This window comes from Bremerella cremea (assembly GCF_039541315.1).
GTDB lineage: Bacteria > Planctomycetota > Planctomycetia > Pirellulales > Pirellulaceae > Bremerella > Bremerella cremea.
The window spans coordinates 826,921-841,436 of sequence record NZ_BAABFZ010000005.1 but is presented as its reverse complement, the minus strand read 5'-3'; the positions used below and the strand labels follow the sequence as shown (position 1 = coordinate 841,436).

Annotated in this window: 8 protein-coding genes; all 8 read right to left on the bottom strand. The window is 58.1% G+C overall.

Annotated features, from left to right (window positions below; translation table 11 throughout):
* Positions 1–95: 95 nt before the first annotated feature.
* The 8 genes from ABD890_RS20245 to ABD890_RS20210 all read right to left on the bottom strand — a co-directional run bounded on the left by ABD890_RS20245 (position 96) and on the right by ABD890_RS20210 (position 14,514).
* Positions 96–3,920 carry a hydantoinase B/oxoprolinase family protein gene (locus tag ABD890_RS20245; protein ID WP_345093979.1) on the bottom strand — a complete coding sequence of 1,275 codons (3,825 nt, stop codon included), beginning with the start codon at positions 3,918–3,920 and terminating at the stop codon, positions 96–98.
* A gap of 192 nt (positions 3,921–4,112) precedes the next feature.
* The gene (locus tag ABD890_RS20240) at positions 4,113–5,204 is read right to left on the bottom strand and encodes a hypothetical protein (RefSeq protein ID WP_345093977.1); all 1,092 of its coding nucleotides are present in this window, start codon (positions 5,202–5,204) and stop codon (positions 4,113–4,115) included.
* A 24-nt stretch (positions 5,205–5,228) separates the two neighbouring features.
* Positions 5,229–6,599 carry an FHA domain-containing protein gene (locus tag ABD890_RS20235; RefSeq protein ID WP_345093976.1) on the bottom strand — a complete coding sequence of 457 codons (1,371 nt, stop codon included), beginning with the start codon at positions 6,597–6,599 and terminating at the stop codon, positions 5,229–5,231.
* Positions 6,590–8,140 (bottom strand): protein kinase domain-containing protein, encoded by a 1,551-nt coding sequence (locus ABD890_RS20230; RefSeq protein WP_373356308.1) that lies wholly within the window; start codon positions 8,138–8,140, stop codon positions 6,590–6,592. Before ABD890_RS20230 ends, ABD890_RS20235 begins: the two co-directional genes overlap by 10 nt.
* A gap of 503 nt (positions 8,141–8,643) precedes the next feature.
* Complete coding sequence (locus ABD890_RS20225) at positions 8,644–9,258, bottom strand: PepSY-associated TM helix domain-containing protein (protein WP_345093973.1); 615 nt, start codon at positions 9,256–9,258, stop codon at positions 8,644–8,646.
* Positions 9,259–9,264: 6 nt separating this feature from the next.
* Positions 9,265–10,779, bottom strand: coding sequence for a DUF2271 domain-containing protein (locus ABD890_RS20220; protein WP_345093971.1), 1,515 nt, complete (start codon positions 10,777–10,779; stop codon positions 9,265–9,267).
* A gap of 69 nt (positions 10,780–10,848) precedes the next feature.
* A complete protein-coding gene (locus ABD890_RS20215) occupies positions 10,849–13,734 on the bottom strand; it encodes a DUF3386 family protein (RefSeq protein WP_345093969.1) in 2,886 nt (961 codons plus the stop codon).
* 75 nt (positions 13,735–13,809) lie between these two features.
* Entirely contained in the window at positions 13,810–14,514 is a 705-nt protein-coding gene (locus ABD890_RS20210; RefSeq protein ID WP_345093967.1) for a hypothetical protein, read from the bottom strand.
* Positions 14,515–14,516: the final 2 nt, after the last annotated feature.

Below are 14,516 nucleotides of genomic sequence, written 5' to 3'. Positions count from 1 at the left end.
GTGCGTGCTAAGCTGACTCACCCTCCGCCAGTATGGGTGAAAACTGACCATCTGGGCGCGCTTTTTACTTCGCAGGTTTCCAATGCCTGAAGCTTCTAATCTGTATCAGGCGTTCCCCAGCCACCGCCGCCAGGTGTCTTCAGGATCAAGACATCTCCGACCGTGACCTGGACGCTGGTAATATTCGCCAGCGGTGTCTCTTGTTCATTGTGACGCCTCAGCAGATTCTCGCCACATGCTCCTGGCTGGCCACCAGCTAACCCATACGGTGCATACGGGCCACGTCGCTGCGTGAGAAGCGACACGTCGAGCGGCTTGAGAAACTCGATCTCGCGAATGATGCCATCGCCACCGCAATGCTTTCCCGCTCCGCCTGACCCACGCCGAATAGCAAACCGTTGGATTCGAGCCGGAAAACGTAGTTCAAACACTTCGACATCGGTCAGCCGAGTATTGGTCATGTGCGTATGCACGGCTGAAGCTCCGTCTACCGCGGCCGTCGCGCCGGATCCACCGCAGATCGTTTCGTAGTATCCAAATGTCGTATCGCCAAACGTCAGATTGTTCATCGTGCCTTGGCTGGCCGCTGCCATTTCGAGTGCCCCCAGAAGAACATCGACGACGCGCTGCGAAGTCTCGACGTTGCCACCGGCGACGGCCGCTGACTGCTGTGGCGTCTCGCGTTTGGGAGGATTCAAAAAGCACTCTGGCAAGACGATCGTCACGGGCGACAGCACACCCTGATTCAAAGGGATGTCTTCGTTCAGCAGGCAGCGAAGGCAATACATCACCGCTGCGGTTACGATCGCGCGATTCGCATTCAAGTTGCCTGGCAAGACTGGACCGGTGCCGGTGAAGTCGATGGTGGCCTGATCGTCGACCAGATCGATGGCCACGCAAAGGGGGGAACCATCATCGAGGTGATCTTGAAAGCGGTAGACGCCGTTGGGAAGCCGCGACAGGGCGGCTCGCGTTTTGCGAGCCGCGGCATCTTGAATGAATCGAGCATAGGCATGTACCAGGGCGAGACCATACTGGCCGATCATATGGTGCAGATCGTCGATCCCATGTTGATTCGCTGCGATCTGGGCGGCGATGTCAGAGAGGTTGTCGGCCGGTTTGCGCGAAGGATATTCGGCGGAGGTCAGAATCGATTCCAGCGTTTCCCAGCGTGGCGTGCCTGCCTCGAAGAGTCGCAGATTATCGATCAGGACTCCTTCCTCTGCCAGGTTAGTCGAACCAGACGGCATCGAGCCCGCCGCGATCCCGCCAATCTCGGCATGATGGGCTCGGCTGGCGACGAAGAACTGCGGCCTGTTCGACGTGGCATCCGCAAAGAACGGCGAGATCACGGTCACATCAGGCAAGTGCGAACCGCCGTGGTACGGATCGTTGGTGACGAAGACGTCGCCCGACTGCATTTGCGGATGACGCTCGATGGTTGCCTTAACCGTTTCTCCCATCGCTCCGAGATGAACCGGTATGTGCGGGGCGTTGGCAATCAGGTCGCCAGCGGCAGTGAACAAGGCACAACTGAAGTCGAGCCGTTCCTTCACGTTGACGCTGACCGAGGTGTTCTGCAACGCAACGCCCATTTGCTCCGCGATAGCCGCGAAGCGATTGTTCAGAATCTCGAGCAAGACAGGATCCGCCTCGGTAACTTCCTCAGAAGTCGCGTCGCTGACGGAAGCAGGCTTTGTCTTCGCAACGCGGCGGGCAACGATCTCGCCGCCGGTTAGCATTTCCGCTTCCCAGCCAGGGTCGATGACCGTGGTCGCCAGCGACTCCGCGATGAGGGCTGGCCCCGTCAGCACCGCCCCGGGTTTCAGTTCGTCGCGATCGAAGACCTGGGTGCCGCACGCCTTGCCATTGAAAGTCACCGTCACCGTCTCTTTCGGTCTAGGTGAATAAGCGGTGCCTTGTGCGCTGGGAGAGAAAGTCGCTTGTCCGGTCGCAAACGCTTCGACTCGCACGGCGACCAGTTCGACTGTTTGCCCAGGCCGATCGTATCCGTACCGGCGACGATGCTCGGCATGGTATCGCTCTTCCAGGTTCGCAACCGGAAAGGCATCGATGTTCAGCGAAGACTCAAGCCCACGATAGCGGAGTTCGATCTGTTCGCGATACGACACCGCCGCGGCAGGAACGCCTTCCTGGGTGACTTCATCACAGGTTTGTCGTCGTAGCTGTTCGAGTGCCGATTTGATTTCAGCGGTTACTTCGGCCAACGCGGCATAGAAGGGCTTGGCTGCGAAACGGGTTGTCTCCGCCGCGCCAATCCCAACCGCGCTGAGAATCCCGGCGTTTGGATGAAACAGCAGTTGCTCCGCCCCCAATAGTTCAGCGACGGCACACGCATGCTGACCTGCCGCGCCACCGAAAGGGACCAGCAGATAGTCTTTCGGATCGTAGCCTTTGGCGACCGAGATCGTGCGGATCGCTTCAGCAATGTTGGCATTGGCAATCTTCAGAAAACCGTCGGCCAACTCGGTTGGCGTTTGTGTCGACTGGGTTGCCTGATGCAGTTGCTGCGATACTTCTTGCAAACGACGCTCGACCGCTTCGGCATCGAGCGGGAAGGGAAGCCGGGCCGCTTGCAGTTTGCCCAACGCAAAGTTGATGTCGGTAACCGTCAACGGGCCGCCCCGGCCATAGCAAGCCGGGCCAGGTTCGGCTCCGGCACTCGCTGGCCCGACCACGAGCTTCACACCGTCGAAGCCGCAAATCGAACCTCCACCGGCGGCGACCGTTTCGATTGCCATCATCGGAGCGACAATCCGTACGCCTGCCTTTTCCGTTTCAAATTGTCGCTCGTACGTGCCATCGAACCGGGACACATCGGTGCTGGTGCCTCCCATGTCGAATCCGATTGCCTGCTGAAAACCAGCCGCCTTGGCCGCCGCCGCGAAACCGACCACGCCTCCGGCTGGGCCTGACAATATGCTGTCTTTGCCCGAGAACGAATCGGCCGCCACCAGTCCACCCGCCGAGGTCAGCAAACGGAGGTGACTACCTTCGCCCAGCTTGGCCTGGATGCGGCCGACATAGTCTTGCAGGATCGGGTTGAGGTAAGCATCAACCACGGTGGTGTCGCCACGCGAGACGATCTTGATTAATGGAGCGACCGCGTGCGACATGCTCACGCTTTCAAAGCCAATCTCTGCGGCGATCTCGCTGACGCGTTGTTCATGGCAGGGCTCGCGATAGGCGTGCAGCAGGGCAATCGCCAGCGAGCGAATGCCATCGTCGTAGATTCGCTGGAGCTCTTGTCGCAGATGCGTTTCATCGAGCGAACGAAGGACATTGCCTTCCGCATCGAGACGCTCGCGAACTTCGATGGCCGTTGTGACCAGCGACGTCGGTTTCCGAATCGCCAGTTGGAAAAGGTGAGGTCGGCTTTGGCTGCCGATGTCGAGGATATCGGCGAAGCCTTCGGTAATGGCCAGGCCGACTTTCGCTCCCGTTCGTGTCAGAAGGGCATTGGTTCCCCGCGTGGTCCCAAGCCGGACGTCGACTGGTGGAATGACATCGTTGCGAGAAAGTCCGAGCGCGTAGCGAATCGCAACAATGGGTGCTTCTTCGTGCCCATCGAGTTGATAGACCATCCCAGGGGCTGGCACCGATTTAAGTGGAGCGGCCAGCGTGAGCGTTCCACTGAGGTTATCAAACCGGATGACGATTTGTTCGTCGACGATCTGTCCGGCTTGATCGAGCAAACGGAACTGATAGCCCTGCCATACCTGGGGCGGATCGTTCTGGCGAATGGCATCGACGATGTCGGACTGCGTCGAACCATGACCGACGGTTCCTTGCATCTTGCCAGAGCTGAGCACTTTGTGCCGCATCGGAGAATTGCCCGGCAAGTGCATCAAACAATCGGTAAACGTTCCACCTACATCGATCCAGAACTCAGGTCGCATCAACCAGTCAATCGTCAATAGAACTCACAAGAGGGTCAGAGCACAGTCGATTCCATGATAGGCGAATGGCACCGGTTCGCGGAAGGACGTGCGTAGTAGGAGGTCACACCGCGATCGCCACAAAAAAAGCCCAGGCGGACATCTGACGATGTGCCTGGGCTTGGAGGTACGGCGTCCAACGAAACGGACGGTTTACGATGAAGGATCGGCGGCGGAAGTCGCCACGTAGAGGCTCTTGGCCATCTCGAACAGCTTCTGGTAGGTGTTCTCGTTGCCTGGTTCAGGCGGAGCGAACTCGACCCCATTACGTACCATGTAGGAGAGAAGGGCGGTCAAGTTCTGGCCATCGATCGACGGATTGTAACCGTTCATCACCAAGGCACCTTCCGCTTTGCCAACCCGTTTCAAGCGACGGACGGCCTGGGAAAGGCTTTGCAGGTGCTGTTCCGACTCACGATAGGTGTAGTACTCGGACACCCCTTTGCGAGCCATTTCCTGGCCATCGACTTCCTGCAGAAACTTGTTGGCCAACTGCAGGATCGAGCTTTCAAGCTTATCGATCAGCACCGGATCGATATCGGTTTGCTTCGAGGCTGCCTGGCGGATCTCTTCTAAATTCTGTTCGATCTTCGCGCGGTCCTCTTTGAAGGCTTCGCCCTGCAGCAGTTGCGGCCACCACTGGAAGGTTCCCAGCTTGCCTGAATCGGCCCGGAAGGTGCCTGATTCGCCTCGAACGTTGGCCAATCGCAAGTTGATCTTCGCCAGGTCATCTGGCGTCAAACGGAAACGAGCCATCAGGTCGGCAACTTGCACGTCGTCGTTCAAGTAATCGAATGAGAGGACGCTCGAACGAAGGGCCTCTTTCAACGTGTTCAGTGCGGCGCCGTTGACTTGGCCTTCACCGGTCAGATCAGGGTGGTCGACCAGCCGGCGCAGGGCCTTGGCCTTCCGCGAGTCCGCTTCGTCGAGGTGGTTCTTCAAGACCTTGGCATCTCGCAGGGCACGGCGCTCGAAATAGATCTCGACCGCCTTCAAGGCGTTGTCGAGTTCTTTGTCGTAGGCCTCGGCGGCGATGGTGCGTGCCGTTTGGTAGTCGACGGCAGCTTCCCCTTGGGCCCGGATCATTTCGGCCTGGCCGAACAGTAAGCCAACTTCCATGTGCGGAGACCGCGAGTAGAAGTACGGTCGTACGTTATCTTCGACGACGACCTGAGCTTCGACGGCAGCCATCGGAGCGGCGCACAGTCCGATGGTCAAACAAAACTGCGTGAGACGATGAGACATGGTTCGATTCCTCACTGGGCGTTTCTAGTTCGTCGAGAACTGGCGGATAAATGGCTGTAGATCGGCAATCACACTCGCATCGAAGGTCTCGCCGGTTGGCGGCGAGCCGAGCGTCATTTCGGGAGTAAGACGCGAGTAGATACCGATAAGCTCTCCCTGCGAATTCAACAGTGCGGATCCATTCCAATTGGTTTCCAGGTGATTCTGCGGCCTGACCGCGTCGAAACGGGCCACCAGCAGACGGGCATTCTCTTGATTGCCTGCTTCGCCGGAAGCCTTTTGCACGCGGGCTGTCACTTCACTTAAAGGAAGTGCGCTACCGGGTGGATAATACGGTGCCATCCGATCGAAGCCATGGCCAACAACGGTCAACTTGCTTAATGGAGGTAGCGTCGGATCTTTGGCCAGCGGCAACCAGTAGGGAAGCTTCTGCTGGACCTGAATGATCGCGACGTCGTAGTGATGCGGCTTCTCGGCATAGATCATGTAGTGCCGGTAGGTGTCCTCGACCGTCTTTCGCAGGTCGGCACTGATGTCGTTCATGTCGACTTTCGAGAACAGTGTGTGGAACTTGGCTTCTGCTTCGTCCCCTTCCTGCATCGCGGTCAGGTAGGTCGGATGAGGCACGAACTGGGTAACCGTCAGCGGGCGATCCCCCAATACCGTAACGCGAGGGAATCGCTCTTTGGCCAGATCCGAGATTGTTTTAACGGTTGCGGAAGTCAGAATCGTGTTAGGACCAATCGCGACCCCCGTTCCGATGCGGTAGCGCTGCGTGTTCGAGGCGTCGGTGACCGCCAGCACGTAGATCGCCTCCTGGGGCGAATGGGTGACCGGCGGCGGTTCGACCGGTTTCTGTGCGACCGTAGTGGTTGGTTTGGTAGAAGTGGTCGCCGGTGTCGTGGGCTTTGGGACTTCTGGTTCTTCCGCTATGGGATCGTTGACGCTGGCAACGTCCTCTTCGCCCGTCGATCCGGAACTAAAGACAAGCACGAGAAACAATACCAGCAGCAAGGCGACGGTGGCACCAATCCCACTGGCGATCAGCAAGGTCGCTGGGAATGGGGCGTCGTCGTCGGTGGATGTCGGTGGCGCAGGCTGAGCTGGTTTCTTGGGAGGTTCTTTCGGACCGGAAAGCTGCGACGGCATCGGCATCGTCACGCTCTTGCCGAGGGTGACCAAGGCATCGGGGTGAATCTGCTTCTTTTTGAAGATCCGTTCGCCATTGACGAAGGTGCCGTTGGTCGACTGCAGGTCCTCGATGAAGACTCGACCATCGTCGAACTCCAATCGACAATGTTCGCCAGACACCGTCGGCTGATCGATGACGATGTCGCACGTGTCGCGGGCACCAATAATCCAGACCTTCTTCGAGCCCATCCGGTCTATAACCATCCTTCCTTTTTCATGACGACGCGCAAGGCATTTTGCATCTCGCGAGCATTCGGGTAACGCTCGCAGCATTCGGTACGCAGGGCCGTATCGAGGACTTCGCCGAGACCTGCGTGAAAGCCTGGATATTTCTTCCGCATCGGACGGACGTCGCTGCCAAGAATCAACGCCAGCGAATCGCCTCCTTTTTTGTCACCGCGTGGGTAACGCCCCGTGATGATCCGATAGAAACTGGCGGCCAGGCTGAAGACATCGCTGGCGGGGTTCGCGAACTTGTAATCGGTCAGGCGTTCGCGTGGCATGTACGGGAAGCTGCCGGTATAGGTTCCGGTGGTGGTCATGCCCGAGAAGCCCGATTTCTCGAAGTCTTTCGTCAGACTGAAGTCCGAGATCTTGGGAATCCAGCGTCCGTTTCGTTTCGCGGCTAACAGGTTGGCTGGTTTCAGGTCGCGATGGACGAGGCCCTTTTCATGGGCGAAGGCGAGACCATCGAGAATCAGGTAAAGCGATACCGCCAAATGCTTCGGCTGAATCGTCGATTTCTTCTGGCGAAACAGTTTGGCCAGCGGACCGCCATCGCAGTACTCGGTAACGAAGTAGAACTCGTTGCCGATCGAACCCGCTCCGTACGATTGGACGATATTCCGGTGCCGCAAGCGGCCGCTGACTTCTTTCTCTCGCAGGAACTCGTCGCGGGCATCCGGCGTCACGGCGACTCGCGACCGCATGAACTTGACCGCGACTGGGCTGTTGTCGATCGTTCGATGGGCAACGTAGACTTCGCCGAGACCACCAGCACCGAGAAACTGGCGGAATTCGAAACCATCGAGAACTGGAAATTCACCCGGCTGCCTTTCGGGTGGAATGTATTGCGAAGGTCCCACATGGCCTACGTGGCTACCAAACGCCCCGGTCCCACCGATGCTTCCTTCCACCATGGTGGCCCGTCCAGCGACCTGGGCGATGTCGCTTTGGGCGTTATTGGGCATTTCCACGATCGTTTGTCGTCCGATGGCCTGCGAGCGATCCGGAGGAGGCATCTCGACCATCGTTTGCCGACCGGCGTAGCCTGGCATCGAGGGAGGAAGCTCGTGCATCGTTTGGCGTCCGACGGCTGACGAAGGCGGGAACTCCGTGATCGTTCGGCGGATATCGCCGCCGTGATGGCCGCGATCATCGTCGAGAGGGAACTGGCCGAACGCCATGGTGTCGGTCACCCGCTTACGTTCTTCGACGAAGACTTGAAAGACCGTCTTGCCTGCGGTGATGACGTCGCCACTGTGGAGGTCGATCGTTGAACCGCCAGCTTTGACTTCCTCCTCGCTGTTGGCAAAAGTTGCTCGGCCACCATGTTTCTTGCCGTTGACGAAGGTGCCATTTCGGCTACCAAGATCGCGCAGTCGCGAGAGGGGCGGATTGACTTCCAGCAGAAAGTGGTGGCGCGAGACAAACGGGTCTTGCTGGATCGAGGCATGGCAATGCTGCTCGTCACGCCCGAACAAGAAAATATCGTGCCCTTCGAATTCGAAGACGCGGCCCTCCATGGGGCCTTTCTTAATTTCAATTCGAATCAATGTCTCGCCTCCGCTGGGAAGTACACGGTAGGTGGCACCGAACCTCGAAGGCCCAGGCAGCGGCTCATCGGCATGGGGCACGGCAGAATGGCATTCGAGGCAGGCTCTTGCCCAGTCGCTTCCCCCGAAATTCCGCTGATTCGACGAATCCGTAAAGGGTTATCGATCGTTGCGAGGAAATGTTGCCAAAAATCCACCATCGGGCGTCAATATATTTCCACGGATCCGTGCTGCCCCGTAGCGTACCGCCGACACGGAATCGATCGTCCCGAAGCGCGAAACCTGGGTTCTCCCAAGACCTTACTTAATTTGCCACCATCGATTCTAAGTGGGACCGATCCATGGTTGCAAACTGATTTTTCGGCAAAAACAAGTCGGCGGAAACCTGCCCCCAAATAGGCTGTAAGGGGGGAGCATCGCGTCATCGCATCAAGAACGTCTACCAAGGCTTGGAATGGTTAGCCAGCAAAGCGTTACGGCACGCCCCACAGCCAGGCCAACACCAGCAGCACGGTTCCGACGACGGTCACGAGCAGCCCCGGCATTCGCTGCCGTTTGAGGAACAGCAGCAGCACCAAACCGGTGACAGAAACCAGCACCAGCAAAATCGCGGAGATGTCGATCACCCACGACCACTTCGCGCCGGAGTCGCGCCCTTTATGGAGATCGTTCAGCACGGCGATCACGCCGCTGGTCGTCTCGCTGACGGTGTACTTGCCGGACTCGCGATCGATGAAGACATCGGCCACGTAGCCTGGGCTCTTGTAGGTCACCATGCAGTCGAAGTCCGAGACCTCGAATTCGGCGACCTTACCTTTCAGCTTATGGCGTTCGCGAAGATTTTCGGCGATGGCCAGCTTGTCGAGTTCACCGGTCAACTCTTCGGTGGTGAACGCACCTTCCTCGTCACGAATGACCGTTTGGTCGGCTCCGAGCCAGGTTGGATGATTCAACGTGAGCCCCGTCACGGCAAAGAAGAGCAGCGTGGCAAAGCTGATCATCGACAAGTACGTATGCAGCCACCGCGTCCACTTGGCACTAGTCGCGTACCAATTCCGCCCGCGAGGCTTCTTTTCGTCAGACCTCATGCGGGGCTACTTGCCTGCTTCCGAAGTGGTCGGGACGAAGCGATACGACATCGAACCGACTTCGACGTTGCCATCCAGCTTCTTCTCAGCAATGGGCGTGTTGCCCCACTCGATCGATTCGCGAATTAACTGGTAGGTTCCATGTTCGCGAGCCACTTCCAGGCACAAGGTGTATTGGCCCGGCTTGAGCGGTTTGCCAAGGTTGTCGGTTCCATCGAAGTGAGCGTCGTATTTGCCTGGGCCACGCGTTGCCCCAGAGATGGTGTTGATCAGGTCGGTGTTTTCGACCGTTTTGCGAATTCGATCGCTGCGGAACCAGCGGGTCAGGTCGCGGTGCCAGCGGGGGCCTGGTTGTTCGGTCTGCAGCCAAAGGATGCCTGTTTTGACCGGGTAGCCATCTTCATCTTCCAGCCACATGGCGACGTAAGGTCGACGATAACGGCGACCACCTTCCGGCCGATCGATGCTGAAATCGACGAACAAACCTTGCTTCGTCTCTTCTTCCACTTTTAGCACCATCGCTAGTGGCGAAGCAGCGAAGTGCCCCAATGGCCAACCGCTCGAGGTCACCACGTTGCCATTGGCGGTGACGACGCAGGACTCGGTGTTCGAAAGGTTTTCGATCAGTGCCAGACCTTCTTCGGCACCCAGCACGGTGATCGCGGTTGCCAAAGCGTCGGCGTCCATGGCGTTCTGGCAAATGACCGTGGCCGACAGAATGCTTTCCGCTGGAAGCCCGGTACGGGGATCGAAAATGTGCGAAACCTGGCGACCGCCGGCATTCACGAAACGGCGATAGTTTCCACTAGTGGCCACCGCCAAAGGCTGCGTCGCGACGAAGTGCTGAAGCGGTTTGGCACCTTCCGCGGCGTTGTGTGGATTTTCAATCGAAAGCTCGAGAGGGGCATCGCCCAGCTTGCGAAGGTCGCCACCAATGTTAACGACGAAGTCTTGAACCTGAGGGAATTCCTGCTGAACGATCTGGCAAACGGCGTCCAGCACATAACCCTTCGCCAGACCATCCAAGCTCAACGGAAGCGATCCGCTAGAGGTGGCATGGTTGGGCTGTGCCAGTTGATAAGGGGCTGCGGACAATTGACGAACCAGCTGCTGACGCTGCCCATCCGAGGGAGCCCTGGCCGTGGCGTCGGCTTTTTCCCAGAGCTGCGAGACCGCTTGCGAACGAACGTCGAACGCACCGTTGGTCGTTCGACGCCACTGTTCGGCTTGCGACAAGACCTGCCACAGATCGCTGGAGACTTCCGTGGTCGTCCCTGCTTGCCACTGCATCAATTCGCTTCGGCGGTCATAACGGCTGAGAATCGCGTTGAGCCGGTCGATCTCTTCCAGGGCTCGCTTTTCCACACTCTTGGCGGTCGCTTCGTCCTGGCTATCGATCACCAGTTGCAGCGAGGTGCCGAGAACGTTTTCGTGGAGAAACTGGAAGTTTTTGGCCTGGGCACGCGTCGCCACGCAGACCAGCGTCAAGCAAAGGAAGGCAGAGCAGCAAGTTTTCAACATCACGGATCCAGCGTCAGGTTGGTTGGTCGTTGGGAAGCAGACTAATGCAATTGAACCCTAAACCCGTAGTTAGGTTTCGTTGTCATCGCTTTTAGCCTCTTCCGCCGTTTTAGCTTCGGCGGCTTGCTTTTCCAAGGCTTTCACCAATTCCTCGTGGGAAAGGAGTCCGTCGCCATCGGTATCACCCGATTCAATCAACGACTTCAAGCGATCGCCCAACTCTTCAGGCGAAAGCTTGCCATCCTTGTTGGTGTCTTTGCGAAGCATGGCCTTGGCGTTGGAAGCCGCTTCCGACCCACGACCACGGCGGCCCGAGAAGTCGGCACCGGCCACGTCTTTCGGAGCTTCGGTCGGGTTCGGATCGTACAGAACAAAGTTGGCCTGACCGTCGGCTTCCTTATCAATGCCATAGAACAACAGCCGTCCGCCAAAGTTGAACATTGCCATCGAGGCGTCGACACCAGGCAGTTCGCTGGCCAGCACGGTCCAGCGATCCGCGTCCGGATCGTAGACTTCCAGCGCGGTTGCCGGCGCGAAATGGCCGTCGGTGTTGGCGAAGCCGCCATACAAATACAAACGCTGACCGTCGCTCACGAGGCTTGGGAACACGCGCGAGGTGACCGGCGAAGCAGCGGTTCGCCAGGTTCGATCTTGGAAGTTGAAGACATCGACGCTGGTTTCAATTCCGGTTCCTTCGCCCAGACCGCCAACCAGGAAGTACTCGTCAGCAATACGAGCACCACCAAACGAGCGTCGCGGGTGAGGCAGGGCGACTTCGGGCAGAGCCGCGATCGAGCTTTCATCACCCCACCAATGCAGGATGTTGGGATTCAAGTTGCCACCCTTACCGGCCGCACTTCCACCGAAGCACCAGACGGCATCGTCGTAGCTGACGGCGTGGAACATGCCACGAGGCGTCGGCAGGGTAGGGGAGTGCGTCGTCCACTGTTTCGACTTCGGATCGAAGGAATAGACTTTCGACAGCGAACCAAACTGATCGTCTGGCATTCCCAGGCCGCCCAGCAGCAAGATCTCTTCATGCTTGCTGGTCAATGCGTGCGAAACAGCACTTCCACTTTGGGAAGCGGCTGGGACATCGGGCAGTCGTTCAACCGACTGGTCCGAAATATCAAACGCGAACGCTTCGTTCACGAAGGCTTCTTTGCTGAAGTCGTGAGGCGAGCGACTGGCATTGCCGCCGAAGGCATACAGCTTGGTTCCGTTGAGCACCAACGTTTGGCTTTGCTTGGCAAGACCATCGAATGGCAGCGACCACTTCACCATGTTCGGCGAAGCCTTTTCGGTTTGCACGTCAATCGATTCGATCACGGCCATCCGGCCTCCCAGCATCGACGTGCCACCAACGGCCAGCAACTGCTGATCGTTCACCGGCAGCAAACGCAGGAACATGCGAGGGTACAGCAAACGGGTTTCGACTTCCCAGTCTTTGCCGTCGTCGCTCAGGCGGTACAAGATGCCAGAGCCGCCGGTCACGTACAGCTTGCCGCCTGTCGCGAACGAACTGGTCGCGAAGCCAGACGTGCTGCTGTCCGCTTTCAGATCCGGGGCAGCGGCCCAGCTTTCCGATTCAGGATCGTAAACGGAAACCTTTCGCGAAATGCCGCCTGGCTGAATGCCGCCGAACAAATAAATCTTGCCGTCGTGGGCAGCCAAAGAAATCGCACGGGTCTTATAGCCAGGACCTGGCAGCGATTCCCAACCTTTCTCTGGATTGTCGAGGTCGAAGCGAAGCATGTCTTCGTGCCAAGGGGCGTCGTTCGACGAAGCACCCTGGAGGTTCCATCCGCCGGCCACGTAGATGTGGCGACCGAGGACGGCGGCATCGAGCGACGAACGCGAGTCAGGCAGTTCGGCAAGCTGCGTCCATTCGTTCTTCTCGGAATCGTAACGCGAGAAGTGGGTGGTCGATTTGAAGTTCGTTTCTTCGTCGCCACGGTTCAAGAAGGTCAGACCACCGATGCGGTAGATGTACTGGCCATCGGTTACCAGGGCGGTGCTTTGGGCTGGTTCTTGCTTGGCAAGTTCTTCCCACTCGGCGGCTGGATCGGTGAACTTGATCCGGCGGAAGTGATCGGCCAGCACGTCGCGGCCAAAGCCGTGGGCGTCACCATCATGACCGCTGAAGACGTAGAGGTAATCTCCCATGATCGCGGCACCAAAGCTGGTCAGTGGTTCCGGCAATGGCTTGTGCAGCTTGACCGTTTTGGCATCCCCCAGATGCAACTGGTGCGATTTGAATTCAAGCTTTCGCGTCGAGCGTTCGCCATCAGAACCCACCTTCACGGTGTAACAGAAGTCCGGCAGAAAGAAATCGCCGACCTGGGTCCAGCCAAAGTAGTTGCTGAGGTTTGACTCGATGTTGCCGGTGTCTGGGTTGCGGAAGGTAACCGACGTCGAGCGAGGCAGGACTTTTCCGGCCGGCGTGGTGAGGTTTTCGAGCGTGGTAATCTCGAACCACGAGGATTCATTGCGGCGAATCACTTCCTTGATCTGACCATCTTGAATGCGAAAGATGCCGGAACCATCGTTCTCGGCAACCAGGCGACCGCCAGCATGAGCGGTTCCTTCTTCGCGGAACGAAACGTCGTAATGCTCTGGCGAAGGATCAGGGCGCCGATGCGAAATCACCGAACGCAGTTTCGACTTTAGCCATGGCTTGAGAGCTTCGTCATCGATTTCAATGTCGTACTCGAAGTCGGCTCCGACGCGGATCGTCCCTTCGTAACGCTGCGAATCTTCCGAGATCACGATTCCAGCGGTGAAGCCAGGGAAGTTGTGCCAGACTTCGCGGGAGTCGTGAGCCGCTTGCCGCAGATCGGCGGCGGTCGGTTCGGAGGTCTTGCTGGTCGTAACCGTGCTTTGTTCTTCGGCTTGAACGAAGCTTGCCGACGTCAACAGCAACGCGGCGGCAAGATAACGAAAGGTGGTTCGCATGGTATTCGATTCACGAAGTGAGTTTGGGGGGAGAAATGAAATCCGTTGAGCGGGTCGGGCCTACCGGCCGGCGGCCTATTTGCCTTCGGCGGGGCCCTGGAAGGTGACCGTCAAATAGTGCGAGTTCGAGTCGTACTTTTTGTCGTTGAGCGTGCCGGCTTGCTGGAGGGTATGCCCCACCATGATTCCGTTCACGCCTTCTTCAATTTGGGCATCGGTGAAGGAAACTTTGCCGTCCTGGTCGGTCTTGGCAGTGGCTTCTTCATGCCCTTCTTCGCAGTAAAGATGGACATCCGCGTCTGCCAATGGCTTGCCTTGCCACAGGATGTAAGCGTCGACACCTTCCTCCGTTTTGACCAACTCCGCCTTGAGATCGATTGTTGCGGAAACCTTCTGAGCCGCTTCACGCGAGGCAGGCAGCTTGCCGCCGACATGCTGCGTGTAGTAGTCCAGACGCGAGCCATGATAGATACCGAAGGTCGCTTGCGACTGCAGCAACGCGTCCTTCGCCAATGGTTTCGCAGACTGGCGACCAACGAAGTCGTCGGACTCGATCGCTTCCAACTCCACGGCCGTCAGCTTACCGCTTTCGGAAACCGCACTCACTTCCGACTTGGCGATGGGGCCTGGCAACTTATAGGTGCAATCGGCCGGGTTCTCTCCGAAGAAGTAGGCGACCTTGCCATCCTTCTGGATTGTTAACCAAGGGAAGTGAGCATAAGCCGGCGTGGCCGAAGCCAGCAGGGCGATCGCCAACAAGGAAGCGGTAAGCGTTTTCATCA

Coding starts and splice junctions, on each gene's coding strand:
- ABD890_RS20245 (WP_345093979.1), bottom strand. CDS start 3,920: ATGCGACCTGAGTTCTGGATCGATGTAGGTGGAACGTTTACCGATTGT.
- ABD890_RS20240 (WP_345093977.1), bottom strand. CDS start 5,204: ATGTCTCATCGTCTCACGCAGTTTTGTTTGACCATCGGACTGTGCGCC.
- ABD890_RS20235 (WP_345093976.1), bottom strand. CDS start 6,599: ATGGTTATAGACCGGATGGGCTCGAAGAAGGTCTGGATTATTGGTGCC.
- ABD890_RS20230 (WP_373356308.1), bottom strand. CDS start 8,140: ATGGAGGGCCGCGTCTTCGAATTCGAAGGGCACGATATTTTCTTGTTC.
- ABD890_RS20225 (WP_345093973.1), bottom strand. CDS start 9,258: ATGAGGTCTGACGAAAAGAAGCCTCGCGGGCGGAATTGGTACGCGACT.
- ABD890_RS20220 (WP_345093971.1), bottom strand. CDS start 10,779: ATGTTGAAAACTTGCTGCTCTGCCTTCCTTTGCTTGACGCTGGTCTGC.
- ABD890_RS20215 (WP_345093969.1), bottom strand. CDS start 13,734: ATGCGAACCACCTTTCGTTATCTTGCCGCCGCGTTGCTGTTGACGTCG.
- ABD890_RS20210 (WP_345093967.1), bottom strand. CDS start 14,514: ATGAAAACGCTTACCGCTTCCTTGTTGGCGATCGCCCTGCTGGCTTCG.